The following is a 26,328-nucleotide window of genomic DNA, read 5'->3' as shown; positions in this document are numbered from 1 at the left end:
GCGGTGCACTTTCACCTTTTCGCACCGTACACATCTTCCGCAACCTTCCTGTACGGTGCTCATTCACCTTTCCGCACCGCACACTTCCTCTGTGGCCTTCCTGTGCGGTGCACTTTCACCTTTTCGCACCGTACACATCTTCCGCAGCTTTCCTGTGCGGTGCACTTTCTCTTTTCTGCACCGCACACATTCTCCGCAACCTTCCTGTGCGGTGACATCTTCACTTTTTACACCGCATACTTCCTCAGCCTTCCTGTGCGGTGCTCGCTTCCACCTCATAATTCTGATTCCATTCACAGAACAGCTGGGACGCGTTGGTATATATAGGAATGTGCAGTCTTCGGACGAGCAAGATTATTTTCAAGATTTAAAAAAACAGGAAATGCCGACTTCTCTGAACGAAGTGAAAAGAGGCATTTCCTGTTTTTTTAATCCATGAAAATCACTGCGCAGCCGTACACTGCACATTCCTATATATACCAATGCGTCCCCGCGCCCGCGAAGCCATCAGTTATTAGTCGAAGCCGATATCGCAACCGCCGAGGAAGTTGCCACCACAACGAGCATTGCTACCTGCTGGGCTATTACTCTTGTGAGCGTGCCGGCGGTGACTGTGGCTTCAGCCTTGGCTTTGTCGTCAAGATGAACTGCTGAGAAGATAAGCGCAGCAAACATAAGACGAGTCTGCTTGGTCATATACCAGAAGTTGAAGCCCGGCTTTGTTCTAAGATACTCTGCTGTTCCCACAACCTCAGCGACGATATCCTTAGGTTCCATCGGAATATTTACCAAAAGCCCTATGGATGCAAGCTCGTACTCCTTACCATACTTGATCCCCGCTTCATTAAATGCATCGGACAACTTACGTATCCTGTCGCACTTTTTCTTGTATGCTCCGTCAAATGTCGTAAGAACCTGGCACAACGAATATGCTGAATTCTTATATAACATAAAGTCATTTTTTATCTCAAGATAAGTCGACTCAAGCTCTTTTAATATATCCTTGGTCTTCTTATCGGTCATTGCGAGAAGAACTGCCATGCATGTATCTTCATCATTGGTAAGAAAAGGATGCGCCGACTTCATGCCTTCCATAAGATCTTCGGTCTTTTCTATTATCGCATCCGCCTCATCAGCTTTTCCTGCATCGCAAATGATCACAGCGGATAAAACCCTGAATATCGAACCAATGAATTTACCTCTTTGAAGTTTTTCATAAATTTCAGTGACATTATTAAGATACTTCTCCGGATCATCGGAAAGTGCCATTTTGGATGAAATAAAAAGCTCATTATTTCCACGAAGATATGAAAATGCGCTATGTTTTTTACGTAAAAGTTTTCTGCACTCTTTTATTGCCTTAACTTCCGTTGTCTCATCGCGATCAACAAAAGCAGTTGCAGCAATTACCTGCATAAGGCTGTCCTCAAGCATAAATCCTCTGTAGATCAGATTTCTGTTTTGGACTAAAAGATCACATTTTTCCATTACTTCGGTCTGCATTGCTTCTCTCCTTCTACAATTATCCAAAATATCATATACAATATGATACAGTGCTGTCAATGAAGATTACAGAGTAATTTGCGTACAAATTATTACTTTTTTCTTTAATACAAATAAAAAAAGCATTTCGCTCGAGAAATGCTAGCGCGCGAGCGGTATTGCGAAGCAATTATCTACCACTCCGCGAGCTGCGCATCTCTGCGGAGTATTTTTAATTGAATAGGAATTTCCTATTCAAAAACAAAGAGTTGCTTTGCAACTCTTTGCGCGCCGATGCGCGCAAGCTTTAGCTTGCATAATACTTCTTCGCATCGGTCGCATCCATAGCGGAGCGTTTTTAATTGAATAGGAATTTCCTATTCAATTAAAAAATGAGCGACGCAAAAAAGCACCGCTCAAAATACACTCATCATTCGCCCGAAAAAGAAACTCTGACCTCGCCGGAATCGGACCTGGCCGTTATGCTCTTGCCGCTTCCATTATCCACTTTAAAAGAGCCTTCCATCCTATTTTCTCCCACAACAACATCTTCTCCGTCGTCGGAAACAAGGTCAAACGAATAGTCATTCGGTCCGACTATATCAATTCTTATATCATTGCCGGCCTCGAGATTTGCTGTGTTTATCCTGACATCATTAAGTGTGATCGCATCACCTGAAGACTTCGCATCAAGATTATTTATAGTGCACTTTTCGGCAAACATCTCCTCATCAGAATTCTCAAGTGTAAGCTTATCAAATTCAGAATTATTGAGACGAATTTCTCCATCCGAAGTCTTTACGCTGAGGTCACTTGATGAAACATTCTCAAGTTCCACATCGTCGCTATCCGTCACAATGCTTCCGTTCACATCAACGCCGTCAATAATTATATCATCATAGTCGTTTTTAATATCAACATTCAAAGGCGCTGCATCTTTGGGTACAGTGATCGTATAATTGGATTCTTCATGAAAACCTATAGCGTACTCCCATGAAAAAAAGTATAACGCTTGCTTAACAGCAGGCTGATTGATTGTCAAATGCTTACCGTCCTGACTTACTTCAGGTATTTTTTCCTTATTTACATAATACTCAAGCTTATATTCATCACCTTCAATAATACGCACATCTACTGAATCAGCGTTAATTGTTAGTGTATCAAAATCAGAGATATCAATTGTTCCGTTCTCTTTACTGCTATTGTAGTCTTCAACGTTTTTGTTACCAATCATTATGACGGGAGTTGCTCCGCCCTTTACTCCCCAAGCCACGAATACCGCACCGGCAACTACCATTGAAGCGGCGGCAATAAGAATTACTTTTTTATTCATTTATGCAACCCTCACTCTCTTCTTTGAAACTTTTGAAACAATAGATCTGAATAATTTTCTAAGCGCAGCCGTAAGTGCGTAGGCCATCAAAATTCCGCCGCCAAGCGATACAAGGCCGTAGCCTAAAGTAAACATCTTCTGCGAAAATCCCGGAACGGCTATGCTCCACGGAATTGCAAGCGCTCCGACAAATGCAACGACAAGCATCGCAAAAAACATCACTATTAAAACAAAGATCATCGTAAATACCACTATCGCGATCGGAAGCGACAGCGGAAGCGACAGTATACCGAGTATGATAAGCCATGCTGTTGTGGCACTTCCCTTTACTGTCTTCTGTTCACTTACATTATCCATATGTTTCTGAGTGCACTGGCTTATGATGTCCGAAGCAACTTCCTTCGGCGTTCCGAGCTTAGCCGCAACATCCTCATCATCCGTAAGCTCCATCTCCGAAATATATTCGTCATAAAAACGAATTGCATCACTTCTGTCTGCCTCGGGAAGATATTTAAGCTTTGCATTAAGCTCCTTCAAAAACTGTTCTTTGTTCATTACCCTTTTTCCTCCGTTACTCCCTCCGACGGCTCCAATCCTGTCCCCTTGATAAGGCCGTCGATTTTTCCCTTATATTCATTCCACTCGCTTTCATAGAACTCGAGCATTTTTTTACCTTCTTCAGTGATAGCGTAATATCTCCGATTTCTCCCCTGATAAGGTGCATCATATGTCCTTAGATAATCTGCCTTCTGTAAACGTCTGAGCACCGGATAAAGCGTCGATTCCGAGACATCTACGACCTGCCTGACTTTCTGCGTAAGCGTATATCCGTATGAATCTTCACTTCGGACAATCCCCAAGACACATGCATCGAGTAAAGGTGCCGTTAATTGATACGTCATGCACTCACCTCGCTAAACTTGTTTCGATACAATATTATATACCGTATAATATTACGGCTGTCAAGGTTACCTACTGTGCGGCAAAAAAATTTTTTCTACCCCAAAAACAACCTTTTGTTAACTCTCTGTTATCCTGCAAAATCTCAGCATTCAACTAAATCTCAACGATTTCCACTCAAAATCACAAATCCGATAATATTATTGCTAATTTAACAAACTTGTGTTATGTTATAAAAAGATTAATTATTATAATTTTGACGAGGAAAAAAATGAAAAATATAATTAAAATTGCATCAGCATTAATGGGTGCTGTTTTATTCATGGCACAGCCAATCGCATCCAATGCAGCCGCTAACGGAAATATAGATGAAAATATAGTAAAGGTACCTGAGATTGGCATAGAGGTTAATGTTCCGGCACAATATGATTTCCTTTTTGACAGACAGAGATCATATCGTAAAAATATAGATGAATACGGAATATCCTCCGAAAAACTTATGAACTCACTAAGAAACAACGATACATATGTTGATGCCGTCATGCTGAAAAGAGATTGTTATTATGAAGCATCAATATCCAGCATCACCGTTTCATCTCAGGCCAACATAAATATGCTAACCGACGAAGAGATTGAAGAAATTGCTCAGGATCTGGCTTCATCAGCTACATCCTACGGTGCGAGCAAGAATGATGTAACTACTTTTGACCAGGTCTGCACCATTAACGGCAACAAGTACATGGGACTTTCGACGACATATACCGACGACGGAGAAGTGATGAGTGTATATTCGCTCTCAACAATGTTCCATGGAAGATCATATTATTTTAATGTAAAAAGTGATAAGCAAGGTGTAGGTATGGGAGAACTCAGGAAATATTCCGAAGAACTCATAAAAGGCACAACATTTACGAATCTCGCATCAGGAGCACCCGGATATTCCGGAGGTTCGCAGCCCGCTCCGGCACAGGGTTCGGGTTCACCTGAAGATGTTGATCAGGCTGTAAATAACACAGACACCTATGAGACTTATCAGGATATAAGCAGCCAGCAGACAATCGACATGAACGCATTTTTTAACAGCCGTCCCGGAATCGGCCAGTCAGACGACGAGCTCTTTTCCAATCCCTATTACTGGGCAGGAAGGATTTTCTTTGGAGCAGTGTTTGTGATCATTGTCGCAGTAGTGGTCAAAGTTGTCATCAGCAACAAAAAGCCCCAGACTATCCTCCAGTCAACAGGGTGGTACGATGAGCAGTCCGCAAACAATAATACTTACTACAACGGACAGCAGATGAACAACAATACTTTCTACAACGATCAGCAGATGAATAATAACGGTTACTACAATGACCAGCAGATAAACAACAATTACTACAACGATCAGCAGGCTAACAACAACTATTACAACGAACAACCCGCAAATAACAATAACTACTACAACGGCCAGCAGCCGGATAACAACTACTACAACGATCAGCAGATGAATAACAACAACAACAATAATAATTACTACGGATAAATAAAACAGGTGGTCTATGAAGAACAAAGACGCTTTTCTGTATAAAATAATACAGCCTCTTATCAGACCTATTTTTAAACTTTATTATAATCCGACCATTGTGAATAAAGATTATATTCCAAGTGAAGGAAGCGCTGTTATCGCAGGCAATCACAAGCATGCCCTCGATCCTATCCTGGTAGATGCCTGTACCGGCAGAGTCGTTCATACTCTCGCCAAAAAGGATTTGCACGACGGCCCGTTCGGAGGTTTTTTCAAAGCAATCGGAACGATTCCCGTCGACCTGCATGCCGAGCATAACAAAGAAGCGCTTAACAGTGCCATCGATTACCTGAAAGAAGGCAATCTGATAAATCTGTCACCGGAAGCAAAGCGTAATTACACAGACGAAGTACTGCTACCCTTTAAATTCGGCGCGGTCGTAATGGCCAAAAAGACAAACAGCATGATAATCCCCTACTCTATTACCGGCGACTACAGATTCAGAAGTAAAGACCTGAAGATCGTATTCGGTAAGCCCTTGGATGTTTCAGCTCTAAGTGTTGAAGAGGCAAACGTCTTATTATTCGAAACAGTAAAACAGCTGATACTCGATAACAGGAAATAACCGTGAGGATTAAGTATGACAAATACAGTTAAAACTCCCTGGTACCGTTTTTACAACGGAATAAAAGAGCACCTGGATTATCCCGACATATCTTTGTTTGAGCTGCTTGAGCAGACTGCCGGCAGTCACCCGGACAACATAAGTTATAACTATTTCGGCAATAAAAAGACCTACAGACAGTTTCTGGATCAGATCGACCTGTGTGCGCGCTCATTCAGAAATTTAGGCATCGGCCCCAAAGATAAAGTAAGCATCTGCATGCCCAACACACCGGAAGCGATCATAAGCTTCTATGCCCTAAACAAGATCGGTGCGGTTGCAAACATGATACATCCTTTATCCGCAGAGCCCGAGATAAAATACTTCATAAACATATCAGACAGCAAATACATAATCACGATCGACCTTGCCTTTAACAAGATCAATCATATATCCCATGAAACCGGGCTAAAAAAGATCATTTTGGTTTCTGTTGCCGATTCAATGCCTTTGTACATGAAAGTTTTGTACATGCTCACAAAAGGCAGGAAAATTAAATTAGAAAAAAATGATTCCATGCTCAAATGGAAAGACCTTATAAGATCAGGTCAGGGCAATACAGATCATTCGACCTGTAATTCCAAAGGCGCCGAAGTAGCTGCAATATTATACAGCGGCGGAACTACCGGTTACCCGAAAGGAATAGAACTTACGAATCTGAATTTCAATGCGCTTGCGATGCAAGGAATCGAAGCATGTGCCTGTTTGGATCCGAAAGATAAAATTTTAGCCATAATGCCCGTTTTTCACGGTTTTGGTCTGGGTATTTGCATCCATACCGCTCAATATCACGGTATGACATCAATATTACTCCCGACTTTCAGTATTAAAACCTTTGATAAATTACTCAAAAAATACAGACCAAATGTCATTGCCGGTGTTCCGACTTTATATGAAGCACTGCTTCGGAACAAGAATTTAGACGGCTATGATCTGTCTTTCTTAAAGTGCGTCATTTCAGGCGGCGATTCCCTCTCAGTCAGTCTCAAGAAAAAGATAGATGATTTTTTGCACGAGCACGGCTCAAATACCCAGGTTCGCGAAGGCTACGGCCTTACCGAGTGCGTTACCGGAAGCTGCATTACTCCGATAGATCAGTACCGCGAAGGAAGTATCGGAATACCCTATCCAGATACCTATTACAAAATAGTAAAGCCCAAGACAACAACAGAGCTTCCTTACGGCGAAGAAGGTGAGATCGTCTTAAGCGGTCCTACCGTTATGAAAGGTTACCTGGGCGATCAGTCAGAAACAGATGCAGCCATAAAGATTCATGAGGACGGCCTTTCATGGCTTCATACAGGTGATCTCGGGTATATGGACGCGGACGGCTTTGTGTATTTTAAGCAAAGACTTAAAAGACTCATTGTAAGCTCCGGTTATTGCATCTATCCGCAATATATCGAAAACGTGATAGACTCGCACCCTGACGTACTGATGTCTTGCGTGATCGGTATCGATCACCCTTATAAAATACAAGTCGCAAAGGCATTTATAGTCCTAAAAAACGGCATAACCGCAAGTGATGACGTGATGCGCTCAATAAGAGAACATTGCGAAAAAAATCTTGCCAAATATTCATGGCCTTTTGAATATGAATTTAGGACCGATCTCCCCAAGACCTTGGTGGGAAAGGTCGCTTATAACGAATTAATGAAAGAAGAACAGACAACGCATGAATAAGATCCAGCTAACAATTCTGCTTGTCCATCCGGAAATATCCAGAACAAAGTATAATTTTGTCGGTGTTATCGAGAACGAGTGTTTAGAATTAGAGTACATATCAACCATTTTAAAAGAAAAAGGACATACCGTTTATTTATATGACGGTCAGATAGAAAATACAGGCATTCCAAATGCACTAAAGAAATACAATCCTGACGTTGTCTATGTTTGCGGCAGAACCAGACAGGAAAGCTTTATGCTCGAGTACTGCGAAGACGCAAAGAAATATAACGAAAATATCGTGACTGTAATAGGCGGACTTCACGCCCAGTTATGCTACGAAAGAATGTACAGGGACTATGTCGATTATATTTTGACCACGTTTGATATCTTTAAGATACTTGATATCATCGACTATTCCGTATACAAAAAGGAAACAGATCTTTCGCAGCTTGACGGCATCTGCTATAAGCAAGACGGAAAGTGGCACAAGAATAAATCTCTTCCGTTTGATATAAAAAGATTGCCCCGCCCTGACAGGAGCTATTTCTACGAGCATCCAAACAACTACAGATATCTGGAGCTCGAGCACTCCGCCTGGGTCAGAACCGCATACTGCTGCCCTTACCGCTGCAAATTCTGTATAAGAAACAGAATGAATTCCGGCAAATATATAGAGCGTGATATTGAAGATGTCGTAAATGAAATAGCCGAGATAAAGTCAGATAACATCTACATTGTGGACGATGACTTTCTCTTTGACGAAAACAGGATAAAAAAGTTTATAGCTCTTATAAAGGCGCGAAACATCAAGAAGAATTACATATGCTACGGGCGCTCCGACTTTATATCAACGCACGAAGAGTTAATGAAAGACTTAAAAAGCATTGGGCTTTATTACGTACTCGTAGGACTTGAATCCGTAAACGATAACCATTTAAGCGGCTATGACAAAAGATCCGACGTAAACAGAAATATAAAAAGCATAGAAATCTGCAACAGTTTAGGCATCAACTTAATGGGCATGTTTATTGTCGACCTTGATTTCACCAAAAAGGATTTCAAGTATCTCTACAAATGGGTAAAAGATCACAACCTTAAACATGTTGCGATTTCCATTCTCACACCTGAGCTTGGCATAGAAAATTACGATAATTACAAGGACAGGATCATAACAGACGATCCGTCTCATTTTGACTATTTGCATTTAGTTGCAAAGCCAAATAATATGAGTATAAGGAGATATTATTTCCATTATTATATTTTGATAATCAAATTGTTTTTAAAGGCGCAAAAAGAAGGAATATACGATTTTATAGACTACGGTGATTATATAAGATCATTCATCGCAAACATATTTAAAAAGATAAGGAATGAATATGAATAATACTTCAGCAAGCGGCAATGACGAAAACAAAGTAAAGAAAATAGTCCCAAGCAAATTGGAAAATGCTTTTTATCCAATCGTATATAACACATTTGGCAAGATAGTCCCTTCGTGGATGACACCGAATCAGATAACCCTGATCGGTTCGCTTGGCGGATTGTTTGGGATTATATGTGCTTTTTTATCCAAATATAATAAGGTGCTTTTAATCGGCACAATATTTGGGCTCCTTACGCATATTATCTGCGACGATCTGGACGGATATGTCGCCCGCAAAAAGAATATGTCTTCCGACGCAGGAGCTTTTTTTGACCTTATCACAGATATACTTCATATCACTTATCTGCTGATAGCCCTCTCCTTCTCCGGAATCGCAAGCTTTGAGATAACGATATTCCTGGTTCCGGTCTACGGACTTCTTATGTTTACGGCCATGAACTATATCAGGTACTTAAACGAATTTCTTTTCCCGAGACTTGGTCCTATCGAAACGCATCTTCTGTTCATAGCGATCTGCATCCTCGGCATGATATTCGGAAGCGAACCTGTTTTGGAATTATCCGGATTCCGATTTAAAGCCGCAGACATCATATTTATCGCCGGCGGAATACCAATGTATTACGAAATGATACGGTTACAGATTCAATTATTCAAAAGATTAAAATTAAAAGACGATGAAAAACGATAAAACACAGGAATATATTTATGTAGTGCTTATAAAGGCTCTTTCGGGCCTTGGAAAATTCGTAAGAGTTTTTTCCAAATATGAATATACTCACATCGCGGTCTGCTTAAATGACAGGCTTGATGATTTTATTACTTTTTCAAGAAAAAAGCATTATGCTCCGTTCTACTCCGGATTCATGCATGAGACGCTTGATTGCTACGCTTTTGGCGATAACAAAAAAGTCAAAATGAAAGTATTAAGACTCCCCGTGTCTCCGGAAAACAAGCTTAAGATACAGGCTTATATCTCAAAAATTGAAAATGATCCAAATTATGTATTCAACCTTTATTCCATGGCTACAATGCCCGTAATTCACGGCTTTAGGATCTACAAAGCGCACAACTGCATGTCTTTTGTCGCAAAGCTTATAGAGCTGTCAGGCGCCGTGACCATGGATAAAAAGTATTACAGATACAACATAAAAGATATTGACGCGCTGCTGTCAGCTTACATCTACGAAGAGAAATACTTTTATAAAACAAGAGTTGAAACTGTAAATTACATGGATAAAGTCAGTGTATTTCAAAACACTTGCATGTTCTTAACACTTAATCTGATACTCATCCACAGGCTTCTGTTCAATAGAAATCTATTAAATACAAAAAGAAGGGACTGATGCGGTACGAAGAATAGTTTACCCGAAGTAAGAAGAAAAAAATTAAAGGAATTACTTTCCGCGAAGAAAACCGTCAGAGTCATGGAAGCATCTAACGGACTGACCGGCCTTATCGTTGAAAATACCAAAGTCTGTGGCAAAGAATATGATGCCATGTGGCTTAGTTCTTTATGCGATTCGACATTAAAGGGAAAGCCCGATAATGAAGTAGTTGATTTTTCAAGCAGGATAAAGACTGTTGAAGAAATCTTCGAAGTCACCTCAAAGCCTCTTATCTTTGACGGCGACACAGGCGGTCATCCGGAGCACTTTGCATATAATATAAAAACACTTGAAAAGCTCGGCGTCTCAGCCATCATAATTGAAGACAAGAAGGGCTTAAAGCAAAATTCCCTTATCGGCGATCCTTCTTTGCATACTCTTGAAGACAAAGAGATTTTTGCAAACAAGATAAAGCAGGGCAAAAAAGCTCTCCAAACAAGTGACTTCATGATCATCGCAAGGATTGAAAGTTTTATCGCAAACAAGCCTTTAAGCGATGCTCTTGAAAGAGCCGATTGCTACATCGAAGCAGGTGCTGACGGGATCATGATCCACAGTTACAAAGAAGACGGCGCTGAAATAATGGAATTTTTGAAGCGTTTTAGAGAAAAACACCCTGAAGTTCCGGTCGTTCTGATTCCGACAACGTACTCCAAATATACCGAAACAGAGCTCTTTGAAAACGGCGCAAATATTGTCATCTACGCCAATCAGCTGCTTAGAAGCGCATACAAGAGTATGTCCGCTGCCGCAAAAAAGATCCTTGAAGATGAAAGCTCTTTTGCCGCAAGTAAAGAATATTGCACTTCAATGAAAGAAATACTAAATCTTATCGGAGATGAAAATGATTGATACCAAGGCCTTTTATGAAACACTGATCAACAATGATTTCGATTATTTTGCGGGCGTTCCCGATTCATTACTGAAAGAATTCTGCCTTTGTGTAAATACTCTTTCCAAAGAAAATCACATCATAACCGCCAACGAAGGAAATGCTGTTGCCCTCGCAAGCGGCTATAATATCGCGACGTCAAAATACGGCGTTGTCTATATGCAAAATTCGGGACTTGGCAATGCCGTTAACCCGCTTCTGTCCTTATCTGACGAGAAGGTATATAAGATTCCGATGCTACTAATTATCGGATATCGCGGCGAACCGGGAACCAAGGACGAGCCCCAGCATATAAAGCAGGGCGAACTTACTCTCCCGCTTCTTGACACATTGGGCATCAAGTATATGATCCTGTGCGAAAATTACATGCAGCAGATAAAATACTGCCGCGACTATGTAGCCGAGACTTCAAGACCGATCGCACTTGTCGTAAGAAAAGATTCTTTTTCCAAATTCGAAGAAGGTCGTAACCGAGCCAATACAAATGCCCTCTCCCGCGAGGAAGCGCTCGCAGCGATCATAGAAAGTCTTAATGATAACGATTTTATTGTTTCCACCACAGGTAAAACTTCAAGAGAAATATTTGAGATAAGAGAAAAAAATAACGAGGGCCACGCAAATGACTTTCTCACCGTCGGCTCTATGGGCCACACTTCGTCTCTTGCTCTTGGCATAAGCCGCAGCACCGACAAGAACATCTATTGTATTGACGGCGACGGCGCTTTTATCATGCACATGGGCGGACTTGCCGTAGCAGTGCAGAACGCTCCCGATAACTTTAAATATATACTGATAAACAATGGCTGCCACGAATCGGTCGGCGGACAACCTACCATCGCTTATGATATCGATATTCCCAAAATCCTCTCAGGTTTTGGCTTTAAAAAAGTTCTTGTCGCAGATTGCAAAGAGGCTATAGTATCAGCACTCAAAGAGCAGCAGGAAGCCGGTAAGGTCGCCATCGTGATAAACGTAAATTCAGATTCGCGAAAAGACCTCAGAAGACCGACCACAACTCCCATTTATAACAAAGAACAATTCATGAAAAAGATTGCGAGCACATATGAAAGCACTAATATTTAATTCCGGAATCGGAGCCAGAATGGGGCATCTTACCAAAGAAGCTCCCAAATGCATGGCCGAATTATATAACGGAGAAACTATATTTGAAAGACAGATAAGAATACTTAGCGGCTGCGGGATAACAGAATTCATCGTAACGACGGGATTCTGCAAGGAACAGCTTAAAGAAGCCTCACAAAGGTACTCTCATCTTAACTTTACCTTTATTAACAATCCTGATTACAGGACAACAAATTATATCGTATCCATGGACTATGCCTATGACATGCTGGATGATGATATCCTGATGCTGCACGGAGATCTTGTATTTAACAAGAACTTAGTGCCCAAGCTCCTTTCAGATCCGCATGAATCGGTATGTCTTTTTAATGAGAATAAAGACCTTCCCTCCAAGGATTTCAAGGGACGTTTTAAGGATAATATTCTAAAAGAGGTCTCGATAAATATTTTCGATTCCGATTGCTACGCTTTCCAGCCTCTGTATAAGCTTGGTAAAAGCGCTATAACCGCATGGAAAAACAAAGTCAGGGAATTCGTAAATAACGGCATCACCACGGTATATGCAGAGAACGCCCTCAACGAGATCAGTGATGAGATCAGTATTTACGGCTTATCTTACAAAGATGATTATATTGACGAGATAGACAACGAGCAGGACTACATCCGCGTTTCGAATGAGATAAAATATTTTGACTATAGAGAACAGACAATAAAGGAAAGCTCCGACTATATATCATGTATTAAAAAACATATCGATAAAAAGTCGCCGTCTTTTGTTGTATGCACAAGATCATTAAAAGAAAAAGCTTCTGAAGATTTTAAGAGTATAGGCGTGGATGCCGTTTTTTTCAGCGACTACTCTCCCAATCCCAAATATGAAGATGTAAAAAAAGGAGCCTGTCTCTTTAAAAAATCCGGTTGCAAAACGATTGTTTCAATCGGCGGAGGAAGCGCCATTGATGTAGCTAAATGCATAAAACTGTTTGCGACTCTTGATAACGAATACGATTTTCTAAACGGCAAGTACAACTACAACAACATATATCATATCGCTGTTCCCACAACTTGCGGTACAGGAAGTGAATCCACTTCATTTGCCGTGATCTATTATAATGGCCAAAAACTCTCGATTGAACACGGCTCTGTTCTTCCGGATGTAGCAATACTTGATCACAGCTTTTTAGCTTCGCTTCCCGAATATCAGAGAAACTCTACTCTGTCTGACTCTTTGTGCCAGGCGATAGAATCCTACTGGGCTGCAAATGCAAATGATGAAAGCAGGCACTATTCAGCAAGATGCATTGAGATGATATTGGCTAATCTCGAATCCTTTTTATGCGGCGATATTACAGCTTCCAAAAATATACTGAGAGCCTCAAATTACAGCGGCAAAGCAATCAATATTTCCAAAACCACCGCCCCGCATGCAATGAGCTACAAACTGACCTCTCTGTATAAAATAGCTCACGGACATGCTGTCGCTCTCTGCCTTATTCCATGCTGGAAACTGCTAAAAGAAAAAGCAAAAACCGACAAGAAATTAGAAGAGACTTTGCTTTCACTTGCAAGTGTTCTTACTAAATCAGGAATTGATGAAAGCATAAGCTATGTAAGTGACATAATAAAAAAACTGAATCTGCCGGCGGTCACCATTAATGCAGATGACCTTAACACCCTTGCAGACTCAGTAAATACCTCGAGACTAAATAACAATCCTGTTATTTTTGATAAAAGTGAATTATACAATATCTATAAATCTATAGCACAGGATTGCTGCGATAGTTAAAACAATTCCGGTAATCAGCATTACTACAGATACAATCTTAAATAGCTTATCATCTCCCGGAACCAGGATTTCTTTGGGATTGACCGGATTGTAAAAAATATTGATTCTTTCTCCGATCTGCGGAACCTTATTGAGTTCCTTTCCCATAGTTGTTTCTGCTTTATACTCTTTTCCATCTACAATATACTTGAACACCGGAAAATATGAGTAGTGTATTCCGGGAGAATCATTCATATGATCACTACCGGCCCTGCGTTTCATATCCACAACTTCAGCCATGCAACTTCCGACACAGTTCTTTGCAAGCTTCTTTCCATGAATCTTAAGTGCAACAGACACAATAAAAGAAATAATCCCAATAAATAAAAGGCAACCTACCACAAAAATCTTCGCACTAAGCATGATCAAACTCCTCAAAATCTCTATATCGCGGTGTACCGGCCGATGATAATTCAGTAATTCAAATGCTCACAAACCAGCACACCGATTACAAGCCCACCTCGCTATGTAACTTTACAATATAGAGTTGCGTAACAATGTATTAACATTTTATCATATACTTTCGTTTTTATCAATGATAGAGAATAGCCCGGAAATATAAAAAGGTTCAACCAAATCTCTCGATCCGGTTGAACCATAATTACTCGTTCAGTTGATTGCAAATTTCTAAAGCACGATTATATATTTATTATGTGGTGCATCTGCCTTAAAAATTGACCGAATTCATTGCCTTTTTTTCTTCTGCTGCCCTGCAGTCATCTTGATCACAAAGTTCTCGGGAACAAGCCTGCTTCCGTAGATAGCAGCTTTCATTCTAAGTGTCGGTATGATAACCGTTTTCTTTTTGTTCATACCTTTAAGGCACTCATCAACGCATTTTTCGGCAGTTATGCCTTTTAGAGCAAATGTAACGTCTGCATTCATGTTGAACTCTGTATCTACAGGCCCGGGGCAAAGGCATGCTACATACACGCTGCTGCCGATTTCTTTAAGCTCATGTGCTACTGCCTTGGTTAGCGATGTTACATAAGCCTTTGTCGCATAGTAGGTCGCCATATAAGGCCCTGCAGGGAAAAGACCTGCCGACGATGCGACATTCAAAATCGTACCGTGCCCCTGTTTATGCATCTTTGCAAGCACTCCCTTGAACAGGATGTGCATCGCAACATCATTTACCTTCACCATCGATATTTCTTTTTCAAGATTTGTCTCAAGAAAGCTTCCCGCCGTGCCAAAGCCTGCGTTGTTGATAAATACATCTATCTCTTCGCCTGCTATATCATCAAGCAGTTCCTTGCACTTATTCTCATCCGAAACGTCCGCCGTAATGATCCTGCACTCTGTGCCAAGCTCATCTTTCATGGCATTTAAACGCTCCGTTCTTCTGCCTGTGAGAATAAGTCTGTATCCTTCTTTTGCATATCTGCGTGCAAACTCGGCGCCAAGCCCCGAAGTTGCTCCCGTTATAAAAGCTGTTTTCATAATTCTCTTTCCTTACTCCGCAAGTTCCGTCAATGCCATCTTCGTTATTTTTGTTTTTTGATCAGATCAGTACTCATCGAGGAAGTTGTGTCTTACGCCGTCTTTTTTATACTCGATGATCGTATTAAGCTGCACGTTCTCGACACTTCTGAAGATATTTGACTCAACAAAAGGATTGTCTTTTTTGAGCCTTTCGATTAGTTTCTTGGTCTCAAGTCTCTTTGATGATGTCGTTCCATCCGTATGACAGGTCGAGCACGTCTCCGTAAAGTGGCATGCGCACTGAAGGAAATGAAGCTCGTTGTAATCTCTCCACGCACAGATATCACTCTCGCGGATAAAGTACATCGGCCTTATAAGTTCCATGCCTTCAAAGTTAGTGCTGTGAAGCTTAGGCATCATCGTCTGGATCTGTCCGCCCTGGAGCATTCCCATAAGAATGGTCTCGATAACGTCATCGTAGTGGTGACCGAGTGCGATCTTATTACATCCAAGCTCTTTTGCCTTGCTATACAAAAAGCCTCTGCGCATTCTCGCACAGATGTAGCAAGGGCTCTTTTCTATATTGTCGACGGAGTCAAAAATATTGCTCTCAAAAATCGTGATCGGTATTCCCAGCGCCTTGGCATTACTCTCAATAAGCTGCCTGTTCTCCTTGTTGTAACCGGGATCCATGACAAGGAAGGTCACATCGAACTTCACCTGCCTGTGCGTCTGAATCTCCTGAAAGAGCTTAGCCATCAGCATGGAATCCTTGCCACCTGAAATACAAACCGCAATATGATCGCCTTCATTTATGAGCTTGTAAGTCTTGCAAGCCTTGGCGAATCTGGAAAAGAGCTGCTTATGGTATTTCTTCCTGATACTCATCTCAGCCTTCTTCTGCTTCTCGCCGCCTTCTTCCATGTGCGCAAGCTCATCCTGAAGATAGCCCATATAACCACCTTCAAGTCCGTAATACTCGCGCCCGTTAAGAGCAGGAAGGTCGCATGCTTCTTTGGTCTTCTTACCGATCTGGCAGTAAAGAATAAGCTTCTTATCCTGCGGAATTTCGCCGATAACCGCACTATCTTCTTTTTCCAGCTCTTCCATATCAATGCGAACCGCACCGGGAAGCATGCCATACGAAGCCAGCGCCTCATCGCGCACATCTATAAGTCTGTATGAGCCCTCCGCCAGCTTGCGAAGGTCATTAAGTGATATTTCTTTCATTGTATTTATTTCTTTCCTAAAACATTTTTCTCTATCTGCTATAGCATTATAACAAAAATGGGAGCCGCCACAATAGCAACTCCCCAAAAATCCATCAAACTATATACTCATACCAATAATTCAGGCTCAGTCTGTTCTAATATATCAGCAAGAACTTTATAATCCAAGTACTGTATTCCATATGTTCCCGCATTAATCTTATCCGCCAGTTTACTTCGATAGTAAATATCCATTGCCTCATCAAGCGAAATATTATGCTGCTCTGCAATATATGCAATAAGTCGCTCTTCCAAACCCTCCTGATATACCTGTTCTAATACTTTATCATCCATATTTAAACCTCATATGATGAATCAAACTTAAGCAACTTATCAATAGCTTTTTGAGTTATAAATGCAATCTGATCGTAGGTCTGATACACCTTTATTTCCTTTAAAGCTCTGTCCCTGTCCCAGATTCCGTTATGATACATATTGACAATTCCTGTTGTCTTTCCCAATATATCAGCTTTTCGTTCAGCCCATTTACGAGCTTGTTCTTCTACCGTCGTAACATAAAAACCTTTTCCAAAATCTAACGGTCTAAAAGAATGAAAAACATCAGGTTTCTTTATCACTTCAACCGTTCCATGGTATACAATCATATCTTTATTCCCCTGACATTTAAATATTCCATGATATCATCTACTACATATGCTGTACTCTGCGTATGGAGCACATCAAAATGAGGAACCAAAAATGAATTAATACATTCAGTTTTTTTCAAAAGTGAATATACTTCTGACGGTAGTTTTCCCCACTTATTTGCACATGCATGTATCATATATATAACAAAAGAGAATACTTCCTTAGTCATACTTCTTTCTCCTAGTATATATCGTTCAATATACATTTATTATATCATCTAATGCAAACAGACTCAGCATTTACAATCCATCAATTCACAGATCAGAAAGCCTCATCATGAATATAGAATACTCGTCATTCTGAAAATCAAGATCCGGTGAATTCTCTCCGCCGCCATTGGTACTGCGCTTGATTTCGGCGTAAAACTCTTCGCCCTGATTAACTATATCCATAACAGACAGCTCAACTCCTACGCCTGCTGCCACTTTGCAAAAAGCTGCAAGCGGATCTGCTTCATTTCTTGTATCAAGAAGATTCTGCTTAAGCGCCGAATCACTCTTTGCTTTTTCCAAAAGTATCTCAAGTTTATCTGCCGTATTCATAAGCTCTCCTCCTCGCATTAACTCTTTCATTGAAGCTTACTAGAATTATAACAAAAAAGTTGTTTTTTGAAGCCTGAAATTTTAATGATATCTCCCTGCTCCATTAAACACCCTCCTTAAATCTATTTACATTATACAGTAGAATTCATTCAAATTTACTTTTCTTATACCACAGATTAAAAAGAACCTCAGTCTATTACCATAAACAAACTGAAGTCCTTATCTTTTTTAATACAACTATTCCTCTTTATTTCTCATCTATACAATCATACAAAAGCTTCACAATCTCCGCTTTCTCATACCCCTTGCCGATGAACACGACCTGGTTGCCTCTGTCGCCGTATACTTCGTCCCAGTCGTCCGTGAGATCGGGAAAGTCTTTTAATACAGGCGCAAGCTCCTGCTCGGGCCATGCGGATACCCACTCGGACATTTCGGTTATGGAAGCGTTTCTTCCGGCCTGCTCGAAGAGCTGTATGTGATCCCAGTCATCGCTGAACCAGATGTAACCTTTGGTTCTGATAAGCGTCTCGGGATAATCCATTACAAGCTTGTTGAAAGCCTCACGGTTGAAGGGTTTCTTTTCCTCAAAAACAAATGAAGAAATTCCGTACTCGTCAACGCATGCCTTCTCATCGTCATGTTCGCAGTTGTTAAGAGCCTTCTGAACAGCGCTGTAGGCCTCAACCTCTTCATAATCAAGGTCAGGTCTGTTTAATATAACATCGAGGTCGACGTCTCCGTGTACGGCAGTTACCATCTCCGCCTCCTGCTGGATGTTTCGGAGTCCCGCTTTTACCTCTGAAAGCTCGCTTTCGGTCAAAAGATCCGTCTTATTAAGTATCATCAGATTACAAAATTCAATCTGATCCATGATGAGGTTTATGATGTCTCCGTCGTCGTTCTCTTCCTCGGAAGCAAGGTTATGAAGGAACTCGCGGTATATCCTGTCTACATCAACCACGGAAACGACAGCCTTAAGATACACTCTAGTATCGGGAGTCATCTCTTCGTAATTTATAAACGCGCCCGCAATTGACGACGGCTCGCTGATTCCTGATGCTTCAACAAAAATAGCCTCAATTGACTTATCAGCTGACAAGCGCTCTATCTCTGCCATGAACTCGTCCTTCAAAGTACAGCAGATACATCCGTTCTGCATCTCAACCATCTCAACCTGAAGGAGCTTGTTTCCCGATTTATTCAATATGGACGCATCTATATTTACGCTTCCCATATCATTTACGATAAGCGCTATCTTTCTCTTTTCCTGCTTAAGGATATTCTGCATCAGGGTTGTCTTGCCCGATCCGAGATATCCGGTAATGATCACTATAGGTACTTCTCTCTTTGACATTGCATTTCTCCATTCTTTTTTATTCAAAAATATAAAAATCTGTCTTCCGGTGCTTCTATCTTGGTAAGTTTATTTACAACCAAAAGAATAACAAGCTTATTGTCCGATCTCTGCCCCTTGGCAATCCTTGCTTCAAGTACCACCCAGTCGCCGTTTTTGGGAATCTCACCGTCATACTTTGCCACAAATCCGATATACTGCGCATCTTCCGCACAACATATCGCAGCATAACGCCCCGCATAGAACTGATTACTGCCAAGTCCGTTACCACCTGTTATAAGAGCCGTGAACCTGACCGTCTTCCCATAGTATTTGTCGGTATCCTCTATACAGTCAATAAACCATGGGCAAAAGAACTTGTCGGTAACATCAAGAACTCCGTCTTTTTCAGGAACTGAAAACTCTTCATTTGCAAAATCTATACTTCCGTCCGGCTTTGTAAAATAAACCTCAGCCAAATTGTTTAAGATCTTTAAAGAACGCCTTACGTCACTCTTTTTGAAACTTTCATCGCACCTGTTAAAAAGGATCACATCCGAAACACTAAGCGGATTCATGATAGTCTGACGCATGTTCATCAGGTACATATCATAAGTGTTCGCATCTACAAGGCTGAAAACATTTGAAAAATACCAACCTTCCGGCAGATCTTTTCTGACAAACGCCTTAAGATCCCACATTCCGTTAAATTCGATATATACGACTTCCGGATTGTGAACCTTCTTTATTTCCTCAAGAAAGTCTTCTGTCAGTTCTTCCTCTTCTTCAATTGTGACAAGGCTTGTTCCCCTATCATTAAGAGCATCAATATCGTACTCTTCCTCGCCTTCTTCTGTGCATATGACTACAGAACGTTTTGCGACATCTTCTTTTCTTAATAAAGTCCCCTGTAAAGCCGTAGTCTTACCACTATCAAGGAACCCTGCAAAAATATGTACCGCTGTTTCCATTATCGCTCCTTCTAAATATGCAACACAATTGCAAATCATTATAATTCTATAATACACGGCGTGTCAATATGATACGCCGCTGTAAAAACTTACACACTTAATTTGGCACTCTCAATTTTTTACAAAAAAACCCCCGAGCTCATTTTGAGCTCAGAGGTCATTCGTGCAAATTTGAATTTATCTATTAGAAATAATGCTCCATCAATCTATTAACCCATTCTGGAACAACTGCATCTTTCTTATCATAAACAGGATAATATGGCTTGATATCTAACACTGGGGTACCATCCACAGCATCAAGTCCTTTAACAACAAGTGCATCCTCTGAAACAGAAACCACTTTGACGGAAGTCATACCGATACGATTAGGTCTATCTTTTCCACGCTGCGAAAAAATACCAACTAATGGCATATCTTCTCTGTTCTGAGGCCTTCTTTGGAGATGCTTATCCTTCTCATACTTTGCTTTATCAAGATGATAAATGATGATTACATGAGAAAAGTCTTCAAGGCCCTTCAAACCTGATATGTACCGTTTATCCAACAAGATAGAAGAAGTGTCTTCTCCCCAAGCAGTATCTTTTCTATCCTTTACTTCATTTCTAACGTAACCAATTGGCTCCATTTCTATTCTCATGCATATCACCTCAAATTCCGATTTATAATTTCAGTTCAGATCTCTTCAATTACCGATGTACCTTCCTGTCCGGTTGACCATCTCCAGTTCTCGCTAAACCGTAGTTTTTCATTTATGATTAACGGTTTCGAATCACATGTCCCGGACTTTGACTCGCCATTGGTATTGATATGACGGTAATCAAAATGAAGTTCGTGTTTATCATCCATGGTTCCGATCAGGTATCCTTTGACAATACTGCCACCCGAATATTCTGCCCAAATAACATTTCCTTTTTGATGATAGCTAAAGATTGTATCTGAGGAAACCTCACCTGACTCAGAGTTTTCAAGTGCTGTGAAGAATCTATTTTCCAAAGAGAACTCCTCATCGGTTTTTGCAAAGAGATTCTTTCCTTTTTCATATGCCTTACGAAGATTCCGATCCCAGTTTTTATCTCTCTGTTCTTTTTCTCTTGATGTACAGTCAAATACAACAAATTCCGATTGCTTTATACGGTTATATAGCCTGTCTCCAAGCATTGCCTTTTTCATGCTGTCAAGAAGTCCAAATTGTTCAAGTCTTTCAACAGGATTCCCGGCAGAACACATGACAAGGCCCTTATCAAGCATCTTCATTTTTCTGTTACCGTAAGCAAATCCATATGACCAGACTCTGTCAAACCACCCGACAAGCTTTGCGGGAGCTTCAGTCCAGAAAACAGGATAAATGAATACTATAACATCCGATGAGTTAATCTTCTCATGTTCCGCCAGAACATCTTCCGCAATATCATCTGTATCAAGATAATTTGCATCTCTTTGGTATTCCTTTTCCGTCATATCGGAAGAAAAATTCATCTTGTATAGATCCGATAGAATATATTCATTTCCCGAATCAATGATTCCATTGATAAAAGCATCTCGAATATTCCTTGTAAATGAATCCTCTGACGGATGACAGTAAACTATAAATGCTTTCATTTCATCTCCTTTTATTTGATTTCAGATTCCTCATCCAAAACAGCATATGCTCCGCATAGAATTGCACAGACAAAATCATCCGAACATTGGAAGTTCTATTACGAATCAACTTTATAATTCGTTTTCTATCATTTTCTTAATTCCATTCGAAATTATTTCAAATCCAAGTTTTTGATAAAAGCCTTCTTTTCCTTTTGCAGAAACCCCGCCGATAGTAGTAAATTTACAAGTCTTTGAATTTTCCTTAGCATACCCGATTAAATGATTAACTATCTGAGTTCCTACACCTTTTTTCTGATATTCAGGTAAAACAATTATTTCCTGAAGATACCAATACATGGCCCCGTCACCGACTAACCTACCAATTCCAATCAATTCACCTTGGTAATATGCAGATACATTTAGAAGTCCGTTCTCTAGTGCTCGACGTGCATGTTCCAAAGGAACTTCAGCAAATCCTGTTTCTATACGGAGCCTTACAAAATCCTCGGCTTTCAAAATATTATCAATCAGTTTGATTTCCATAACTCTTTCCTTTTAGCAGCTTAAATTGCGAGATAAAAGGCTATGCCCTCATCCCGACAAACTGGAATTTGTCTTTTTATCTTCCAATTGAACTAAGTCGCTGCGCGACGGCCTGCCAAGGCTGTGGCGCAGCGTTTTTCTTTTTAGAAAGGCGGTAGATAGTGTCTCCTAAAAGGAGTATTGTTTAAGTTACCACACCAAAACAAAACCACTACTTCCGCCTATGAAAAGATTAACATTTTCTGTATTTCTTCACAACTCTTTACTGCTGAGAGTTCGCCCTCCTCCGGAAGAATGTTTTTTATTACTGAAAATATTTAATTCTGGAGGATTTTTTTATGAATAACGAAATTAGAAAGCAACTCAAAGAGGAGTGCTTTATCAGAAACTTATCACCTCGGACCTGCAGTATATATGAGTATCATATCAGCAAGTTTATCGCATGGAATGATTGCGAAAACATTGATGAACTGACCATTTACAATGCCCGCGACTATATCCTGGAGAAACGTAAGGATGGTAAAACTACGGGATATTGCAATGGTATTAATTCTGCGCTCACATTTTTTTATAAACATATACTCCATCAGCCATGGAACTATGACATTGTTCCACGCATGAAGCTTGAATGGACTCTCCCCCAAGTCTTAACCCGCTCTGAAATAGAAAAGCTTGTGGACACCGCCAAAAATACCCGAAACAAAGCAATCATTGCATTGATCTATTCGTCTGGATTAAGGGTAGGTGAGGTTGTAAAGCTCGCTCCTGGTGACATATATATGTCTACTATGCAGATTCATGTCCGCAACAGTAAAAATCATGGTGATCATTGGAGCATTCTTTCAGAACGGACGCTTGAACTTCTAAAGCAATACTGGCGTGAATGCCCGGAGGAAAGAGACACTCTATTTGTTACTCTTCGCAAGCCCCATAAACCTTTAAAAACTGGCGGTATCGAGATCATGTTAAAAAAAATTGGAGCAGAGGCCGGGATTGATGTGCATCCTCATATCCTGCGCCATTCTTTTGCTACCCATCTTATAGAAAACGAAACGCCTAGAGAGTATGTGCAGACACTGTTAGGACACAAATCTGCTTCTTCCACTGCCATTTACGTTCATGTGACAAATAAAGCAATTATGGGTGTCAAGAGTCCATTTGATCTTCCAATAGAGGAAGATACTTCAAAAGACAATGAGGACAATGGGGATGAATAACGTGACCATACAGGATGTATTTGAGCAGTTCCTGCCAATGGTCGCTGACAGATCGTTTTCTGATGAACAGTTCAAAGCAATCCAGTGTATAAGATCATGCCGCACTGCTGAAATGGGTGCACATGTAAGTGAGTGTGAATCCTGTCATTCAAAGTTTATACATTACAACTCCTGCAAGAACAGGCACTGCCCTATGTGCCAGGCAATGGAGGTGGATGAGTGGATAGACTTAAGGCGTGAAGACGTATTGGATGCACCATACTTTCATACTGTATTTACTGTGCCGGGACTTTTGTATCCTCTGATCTATGCCAATCAGAAGCTTCTTTATGATGCGCTTTACCATGCAACTAATAAAACTCTGTCAGAGCTTTCCAAAGACACAAAGCACTTTGGCGCAAAGATAGGCTACATCTGCATTCTTCATACATGGGGATCCAAACTTAACTATCATCCGCATATTCATACGATAGTTCTAGGAGGCGGGCTTGATGACAGGAATCATTGGAAGGACAAAGGAAATAAATTCTTCCTGCCAGCTAAGGTTATGTCTGCCGTCTTCAAAAGATACTATCTGGAAGAACTTAAATACCTTTATGAGTCCGAGAAGCTGTCTTATACCGGTGGCGCAGAAAAGCTAAGGAATACCTTTGAGTTCAAAAGTCTTCTTGATAAGCTCTACGCTATGGATTGGGTTGTATATTCCAAGCGGACATTCAAAGGAGCACAGGAAGTATTTAAATACCTGGGGAAATATACTCACAGAATTGCTATAAGCAACAGTCGAATTCTGAGTATAGATTCTGAGAATGTAACCTTCGCGGCAAAGGACTACCGTGTAGATGGCAAGTACAGGCCTATGACTATCTCAGGAGAAAAGTTTGTGTCTCGCTTTCTGCTGCACATACTCCCAAAAGGATTTATAAGAATACGCTACTATGGGTTACTTGCCTGCAGATGCAAAGCACAGAAAATGACTCTATGCAGGAATCTTCTTGGATGCGAGCAATATCTTTCCAAGCTCAGAGGCAAGACAACTGCTGAAAAGATCAAGATTCTTTACAACCATGACATTTGCAAATGTTCCAAATGTGGTGAACCTCTCATCACTTTTCGCATGGACGGCAGATATATGCTCTGTTGAATAAATGGATCTCATATCGATAGACAAGCCTTTTCACGAAGGCTTATTTTGCGTGGAATAAAGACTGTATTTGAGAATGATTGATGTCTTTTAGCCGGAAACAATGATAAGATTTGTATAGATAGTGGCAGATTGAAATTCCACAGCCACCCGGACGCGACTTAGTTCACTCTGATGAAAATCGGTCTGAAGCCCAAACAAAAGGACAGATTTAGGATATATGAAGTCTGTTTTTTTGTTTGGTCTTACACCGATTGTTCACGTTACTATTTACTGTTCCAACACTTTAAGATCAGATCTCTCATATTTGTTTTGACCTTTGAGGCTTTTCTTATACTTCCAGCATCTTATAGCATCATCCAGCGAAGCACCTTTGTTATCTGCAAAAAAATCCCTAATATAGGTATTATACTCAAACTGCTTTCCAATAACGGTCTGCCCCTGCTTTGCTGTTCTTTTAATCTCATAATAAGCATCAATGGCATCACCATATGTTTTCCCGGAATTCGCTTTGAGCCATTTTTGAAATTTCACATTGAAAGAAAATGACTCCCCTATTTTGCTCTTGAAAAAGGCTCTATGAACCTCCGAACAAATAATGTTCTCTTCAATTTTACTGGCCTCTGTTATAGTAGTTATCTTTGCCTTTCTTTTAGTAGATGTTGTCCCCGATGAATTCTTGATTTTTCCCGTATCAAGATAGTATGCAATCCTCTCAGTAAGCTCTTGTTTTCCGCCGGAAGCAGGCAACCCGTTATCGTGGCAGAACTTTACAAGTTCTTCCTTCAGGTAATAATATTCAAGAAAATCTTGTCTCTTTAATCCCAATGTTAGTGTTGGTCTTTCAGACATACTGTCCTCCAATATCTTCCAATCCTCTCTGAGCAAGCCATAAATATTATAGTCACAATAAACGGAAACCATTTTTCCTTGGCGAACGGTCCCCTCTTTTATAAAGCCACATTTTTCCATAACCTTATTTGATGCAATGTTTCTTACATCTGCATTCCCATTCAAACGTTCTAATTCAGTGTTCTCAAATATAAACCGTAGCACTTCCTTTAAAGCTTCTGTAGTAATTCCCATATTCCAGTACTCAGGACTAATTCTGTACCCTATATCACCCATTCTGGCATTTTGGATATTAAATACCTCAATCATGCCTACCACTTTATTGGATTCTTTCAATACAATTCCCCAATTAAAATCAGGCGAAGGTTTTCTTTTTACCCAAGGGCGGGCGTCAATAAACATAAGTTCAGGATTTTTCTCATTCTTACTTGCTTTTCTTCCCCAATATGTATAGATTTCATCTCGCCCAAGCCACTCTCTTAAATCCGGAACATCATTTTCGTTAAGCACACGAATGATCAATCTGTCCGTTTCAAGAATTGGTTTATCTATTTCATAATCTTTTAGCATAATATCCTCCGCTAATCCCGCTTAGTTGCTTTAATTGCACCTAAGCAATGTATCCTTACTACGCGGTTACTATCTGTCTCTGACATTTTCTGTAACTGTGTAATATATGGC

At 40.5% G+C, this 26,328-nt stretch carries 28 protein-coding genes and 1 pseudogene; 11 read left to right on the top strand and 18 right to left on the bottom strand.

Going from position 1 to position 26,328, the window contains the following annotated elements; all coding sequences use genetic code 11:
• Positions 1-63 precede the first annotated feature (63 nt).
• The 5 genes from T356_RS0114925 to T356_RS0114905 form a co-directional block, all read right to left on the bottom strand.
• The gene (locus T356_RS0114925; protein ID WP_026515178.1) at positions 64-279 is read right to left on the bottom strand and encodes a hypothetical protein; all 216 of its coding nucleotides are present in this window, start codon (positions 277-279) and stop codon (positions 64-66) included.
• Between the two features lie 228 nt (positions 280-507).
• Positions 508-1,503, bottom strand: coding sequence for a DUF4003 family protein (locus tag T356_RS0114920; protein WP_026515177.1), 996 nt, complete (start codon positions 1,501-1,503; stop codon positions 508-510).
• Between the two features lie 409 nt (positions 1,504-1,912).
• On the bottom strand, positions 1,913-2,815 hold the full coding sequence (locus tag T356_RS0114915) for a DUF4097 family beta strand repeat-containing protein (protein ID WP_026515176.1): 903 nt from the start codon (positions 2,813-2,815) through the stop codon (positions 1,913-1,915).
• A complete protein-coding gene (locus T356_RS0114910; protein ID WP_026515175.1) occupies positions 2,816-3,370 on the bottom strand; it encodes a DUF1700 domain-containing protein in 555 nt (184 codons plus the stop codon).
• On the bottom strand, positions 3,370-3,717 hold the full coding sequence (locus T356_RS0114905; RefSeq protein WP_026515174.1) for a PadR family transcriptional regulator: 348 nt from the start codon (positions 3,715-3,717) through the stop codon (positions 3,370-3,372). Before T356_RS0114905 ends, T356_RS0114910 begins: the two co-directional genes overlap by 1 nt.
• A 269-nt stretch (positions 3,718-3,986) precedes the next feature.
• Here T356_RS0114905 and T356_RS0114900 point away from each other — a divergent pair, with 269 nt between their 5' ends.
• The 9 genes and pseudogenes from T356_RS0114900 (at position 3,987) to T356_RS20570 (ending at position 14,081) form a co-directional block, all read left to right on the top strand.
• Complete coding sequence (locus tag T356_RS0114900; RefSeq protein WP_026515173.1) at positions 3,987-5,237, top strand: hypothetical protein; 1,251 nt, start codon at positions 3,987-3,989, stop codon at positions 5,235-5,237.
• Between the two features lie 16 nt (positions 5,238-5,253).
• The gene (locus T356_RS19685) at positions 5,254-5,844 is read left to right on the top strand and encodes a lysophospholipid acyltransferase family protein (protein WP_051563474.1); all 591 of its coding nucleotides are present in this window, start codon (positions 5,254-5,256) and stop codon (positions 5,842-5,844) included.
• 15 nt (positions 5,845-5,859) lie between these two features.
• Complete coding sequence (locus T356_RS0114890) at positions 5,860-7,566, top strand: AMP-binding protein (protein WP_242846624.1); 1,707 nt, start codon at positions 5,860-5,862, stop codon at positions 7,564-7,566.
• On the top strand, positions 7,559-8,935 hold the full coding sequence (locus T356_RS0114885) for a B12-binding domain-containing radical SAM protein (RefSeq protein WP_026515171.1): 1,377 nt from the start codon (positions 7,559-7,561) through the stop codon (positions 8,933-8,935). Before T356_RS0114890 ends, T356_RS0114885 begins: the two co-directional genes overlap by 8 nt.
• The gene (locus T356_RS0114880; RefSeq protein ID WP_035781425.1) at positions 8,928-9,623 is read left to right on the top strand and encodes a CDP-alcohol phosphatidyltransferase family protein; all 696 of its coding nucleotides are present in this window, start codon (positions 8,928-8,930) and stop codon (positions 9,621-9,623) included. The genes T356_RS0114885 and T356_RS0114880 overlap by 8 nt, the downstream gene beginning before the upstream one ends.
• A complete protein-coding gene (locus T356_RS19680; RefSeq protein WP_051563473.1) occupies positions 9,610-10,278 on the top strand; it encodes a hypothetical protein in 669 nt (222 codons plus the stop codon). The genes T356_RS0114880 and T356_RS19680 overlap by 14 nt, the downstream gene beginning before the upstream one ends.
• Before the next feature lie 54 nt (positions 10,279-10,332).
• Positions 10,333-11,172 (top strand): annotated as a pseudogene (gene aepX / locus T356_RS19675) (phosphoenolpyruvate mutase); the annotation flags it as partial.
• Positions 11,165-12,295: a phosphonopyruvate decarboxylase gene (gene aepY, locus T356_RS0114865; RefSeq protein ID WP_026515169.1), complete on the top strand. Its 1,131-nt coding sequence runs from the start codon at positions 11,165-11,167 to the stop codon at positions 12,293-12,295. The pseudogene aepX and the gene aepY, both read left to right, overlap by 8 nt.
• A complete protein-coding gene (locus tag T356_RS20570; RefSeq protein ID WP_051563471.1) occupies positions 12,276-14,081 on the top strand; it encodes an iron-containing alcohol dehydrogenase in 1,806 nt (601 codons plus the stop codon). Before aepY ends, T356_RS20570 begins: the two co-directional genes overlap by 20 nt.
• Here the strand turns inward: T356_RS20570 and T356_RS0114855 are convergent.
• From T356_RS0114855 to T356_RS19660, 12 genes are all read right to left on the bottom strand, one after another.
• Entirely contained in the window at positions 14,034-14,483 is a 450-nt protein-coding gene (locus T356_RS0114855; protein ID WP_026515168.1) for a DUF3592 domain-containing protein, read from the bottom strand. The genes T356_RS20570 and T356_RS0114855 overlap by 48 nt on opposite strands.
• Before the next feature lie 321 nt (positions 14,484-14,804).
• Positions 14,805-15,563, bottom strand: coding sequence for an SDR family NAD(P)-dependent oxidoreductase (locus tag T356_RS0114850; protein WP_035781338.1), 759 nt, complete (start codon positions 15,561-15,563; stop codon positions 14,805-14,807).
• Between the two features lie 66 nt (positions 15,564-15,629).
• Positions 15,630-16,775, bottom strand: a complete 1,146-nt coding sequence (locus T356_RS0114845) for an ATP-binding protein (RefSeq protein WP_081777878.1) — start codon at positions 16,773-16,775, stop codon at positions 15,630-15,632.
• A gap of 107 nt (positions 16,776-16,882) precedes the next feature.
• Entirely contained in the window at positions 16,883-17,107 is a 225-nt protein-coding gene (locus tag T356_RS0114840; RefSeq protein ID WP_026515165.1) for a hypothetical protein, read from the bottom strand.
• 2 nt (positions 17,108-17,109) lie between these two features.
• Positions 17,110-17,418 (bottom strand): DUF3990 domain-containing protein, encoded by a 309-nt coding sequence (locus T356_RS0114835; RefSeq protein ID WP_026515164.1) that lies wholly within the window; start codon positions 17,416-17,418, stop codon positions 17,110-17,112.
• Positions 17,415-17,630: a DUF3791 domain-containing protein gene (locus T356_RS0114830; RefSeq protein ID WP_026515163.1), complete on the bottom strand. Its 216-nt coding sequence runs from the start codon at positions 17,628-17,630 to the stop codon at positions 17,415-17,417. Before T356_RS0114830 ends, T356_RS0114835 begins: the two co-directional genes overlap by 4 nt.
• A gap of 85 nt (positions 17,631-17,715) precedes the next feature.
• Complete coding sequence (locus tag T356_RS0114825) at positions 17,716-18,003, bottom strand: hypothetical protein (protein WP_026515162.1); 288 nt, start codon at positions 18,001-18,003, stop codon at positions 17,716-17,718.
• A gap of 247 nt (positions 18,004-18,250) precedes the next feature.
• Complete coding sequence (locus tag T356_RS0114820) at positions 18,251-19,360, bottom strand: CobW family GTP-binding protein (protein WP_026515161.1); 1,110 nt, start codon at positions 19,358-19,360, stop codon at positions 18,251-18,253.
• Positions 19,361-19,383: 23 nt separating this feature from the next.
• The gene (locus T356_RS0114815) at positions 19,384-20,310 is read right to left on the bottom strand and encodes a TIGR03943 family putative permease subunit (RefSeq protein ID WP_026515160.1); all 927 of its coding nucleotides are present in this window, start codon (positions 20,308-20,310) and stop codon (positions 19,384-19,386) included.
• Between the two features lie 184 nt (positions 20,311-20,494).
• Positions 20,495-20,947 (bottom strand): tRNA (N6-threonylcarbamoyladenosine(37)-N6)-methyltransferase TrmO, encoded by a 453-nt coding sequence (gene tsaA, locus T356_RS0114810; protein ID WP_026515159.1) that lies wholly within the window; start codon positions 20,945-20,947, stop codon positions 20,495-20,497.
• Between the two features lie 35 nt (positions 20,948-20,982).
• Entirely contained in the window at positions 20,983-21,909 is a 927-nt protein-coding gene (locus tag T356_RS21345; RefSeq protein ID WP_197020927.1) for an NAD(P)H-dependent oxidoreductase, read from the bottom strand.
• A gap of 111 nt (positions 21,910-22,020) precedes the next feature.
• Positions 22,021-22,434, bottom strand: coding sequence for a GNAT family N-acetyltransferase (locus T356_RS19660; protein ID WP_035781336.1), 414 nt, complete (start codon positions 22,432-22,434; stop codon positions 22,021-22,023).
• 338 nt (positions 22,435-22,772) lie between these two features.
• Between T356_RS19660 and T356_RS0114795 the strand changes: the two genes are divergently transcribed.
• A complete protein-coding gene (locus T356_RS0114795; RefSeq protein WP_026515158.1) occupies positions 22,773-23,651 on the top strand; it encodes a tyrosine-type recombinase/integrase in 879 nt (292 codons plus the stop codon).
• The gene (locus T356_RS0114790) at positions 23,644-24,795 is read left to right on the top strand and encodes an IS91 family transposase (RefSeq protein ID WP_051563470.1); all 1,152 of its coding nucleotides are present in this window, start codon (positions 23,644-23,646) and stop codon (positions 24,793-24,795) included. The genes T356_RS0114795 and T356_RS0114790 overlap by 8 nt, the downstream gene beginning before the upstream one ends.
• 270 nt (positions 24,796-25,065) lie before the next feature.
• Here the strand turns inward: T356_RS0114790 and T356_RS21725 are convergent, their stop codons facing one another.
• Positions 25,066-26,217, bottom strand: coding sequence for a GNAT family N-acetyltransferase (locus T356_RS21725; protein ID WP_081777876.1), 1,152 nt, complete (start codon positions 26,215-26,217; stop codon positions 25,066-25,068).
• Positions 26,218-26,328 lie beyond the last annotated feature (111 nt).

It is taken from the genome of Butyrivibrio sp. LB2008, assembly GCF_000621565.1.
Taxonomy (GTDB): domain Bacteria; phylum Bacillota; class Clostridia; order Lachnospirales; family Lachnospiraceae; genus Butyrivibrio.
The sequence above is the reverse complement of the archived record's forward strand: the minus strand, read 5'-3'. Positions and strand labels throughout refer to the sequence as shown.

Bases quoted from the DNA above. Each gene is read 5' to 3' on its own strand.
- T356_RS20570 (WP_051563471.1), top strand. From the start codon at position 12,276: ATGAAAGCACTAATATTTAATTCCGGAATCGGAGCCAGAATGGGGCAT.
- T356_RS0114915 (WP_026515176.1), bottom strand. From the start codon at position 2,815: ATGAATAAAAAAGTAATTCTTATTGCCGCCGCTTCAATGGTAGTTGCC.
- T356_RS19660 (WP_035781336.1), bottom strand. From the start codon at position 22,434: ATGGAAATCAAACTGATTGATAATATTTTGAAAGCCGAGGATTTTGTA.
- T356_RS0114855 (WP_026515168.1), bottom strand. From the start codon at position 14,483: ATGCTTAGTGCGAAGATTTTTGTGGTAGGTTGCCTTTTATTTATTGGG.
- T356_RS0114910 (WP_026515175.1), bottom strand. From the start codon at position 3,370: ATGAACAAAGAACAGTTTTTGAAGGAGCTTAATGCAAAGCTTAAATAT.
- T356_RS0114845 (WP_081777878.1), bottom strand. From the start codon at position 16,775: ATGAAAGAAATATCACTTAATGACCTTCGCAAGCTGGCGGAGGGCTCA.
- T356_RS0114850 (WP_035781338.1), bottom strand. From the start codon at position 15,563: ATGAAAACAGCTTTTATAACGGGAGCAACTTCGGGGCTTGGCGCCGAG.
- tsaA (WP_026515159.1), bottom strand. From the start codon at position 20,947: ATGAGAATAGAAATGGAGCCAATTGGTTACGTTAGAAATGAAGTAAAG.
- T356_RS0114920 (WP_026515177.1), bottom strand. From the start codon at position 1,503: ATGCAGACCGAAGTAATGGAAAAATGTGATCTTTTAGTCCAAAACAGA.
- T356_RS21725 (WP_081777876.1), bottom strand. From the start codon at position 26,217: ATGCTAAAAGATTATGAAATAGATAAACCAATTCTTGAAACGGACAGA.
- T356_RS0114815 (WP_026515160.1), bottom strand. From the start codon at position 20,310: ATGGAAACAGCGGTACATATTTTTGCAGGGTTCCTTGATAGTGGTAAG.
- T356_RS0114830 (WP_026515163.1), bottom strand. From the start codon at position 17,630: ATGACTAAGGAAGTATTCTCTTTTGTTATATATATGATACATGCATGT.
- T356_RS0114905 (WP_026515174.1), bottom strand. From the start codon at position 3,717: ATGACGTATCAATTAACGGCACCTTTACTCGATGCATGTGTCTTGGGG.
- aepY (WP_026515169.1), top strand. From the start codon at position 11,165: ATGATTGATACCAAGGCCTTTTATGAAACACTGATCAACAATGATTTC.
- T356_RS0114795 (WP_026515158.1), top strand. From the start codon at position 22,773: ATGAATAACGAAATTAGAAAGCAACTCAAAGAGGAGTGCTTTATCAGA.
- T356_RS21345 (WP_197020927.1), bottom strand. From the start codon at position 21,909: ATGAAAGCATTTATAGTTTACTGTCATCCGTCAGAGGATTCATTTACA.
- T356_RS0114885 (WP_026515171.1), top strand. From the start codon at position 7,559: ATGAATAAGATCCAGCTAACAATTCTGCTTGTCCATCCGGAAATATCC.
- T356_RS19680 (WP_051563473.1), top strand. From the start codon at position 9,610: ATGAAAAACGATAAAACACAGGAATATATTTATGTAGTGCTTATAAAG.
- T356_RS0114790 (WP_051563470.1), top strand. From the start codon at position 23,644: ATGAATAACGTGACCATACAGGATGTATTTGAGCAGTTCCTGCCAATG.
- T356_RS0114835 (WP_026515164.1), bottom strand. From the start codon at position 17,418: ATGATTGTATACCATGGAACGGTTGAAGTGATAAAGAAACCTGATGTT.
- T356_RS0114925 (WP_026515178.1), bottom strand. From the start codon at position 279: ATGAGGTGGAAGCGAGCACCGCACAGGAAGGCTGAGGAAGTATGCGGT.
- T356_RS0114890 (WP_242846624.1), top strand. From the start codon at position 5,860: ATGACAAATACAGTTAAAACTCCCTGGTACCGTTTTTACAACGGAATA.
- T356_RS0114900 (WP_026515173.1), top strand. From the start codon at position 3,987: ATGAAAAATATAATTAAAATTGCATCAGCATTAATGGGTGCTGTTTTA.
- T356_RS19685 (WP_051563474.1), top strand. From the start codon at position 5,254: ATGAAGAACAAAGACGCTTTTCTGTATAAAATAATACAGCCTCTTATC.
- T356_RS0114880 (WP_035781425.1), top strand. From the start codon at position 8,928: ATGAATAATACTTCAGCAAGCGGCAATGACGAAAACAAAGTAAAGAAA.
- T356_RS0114820 (WP_026515161.1), bottom strand. From the start codon at position 19,360: ATGTCAAAGAGAGAAGTACCTATAGTGATCATTACCGGATATCTCGGA.
- T356_RS0114825 (WP_026515162.1), bottom strand. From the start codon at position 18,003: ATGAATACGGCAGATAAACTTGAGATACTTTTGGAAAAAGCAAAGAGT.
- T356_RS0114840 (WP_026515165.1), bottom strand. From the start codon at position 17,107: ATGGATGATAAAGTATTAGAACAGGTATATCAGGAGGGTTTGGAAGAG.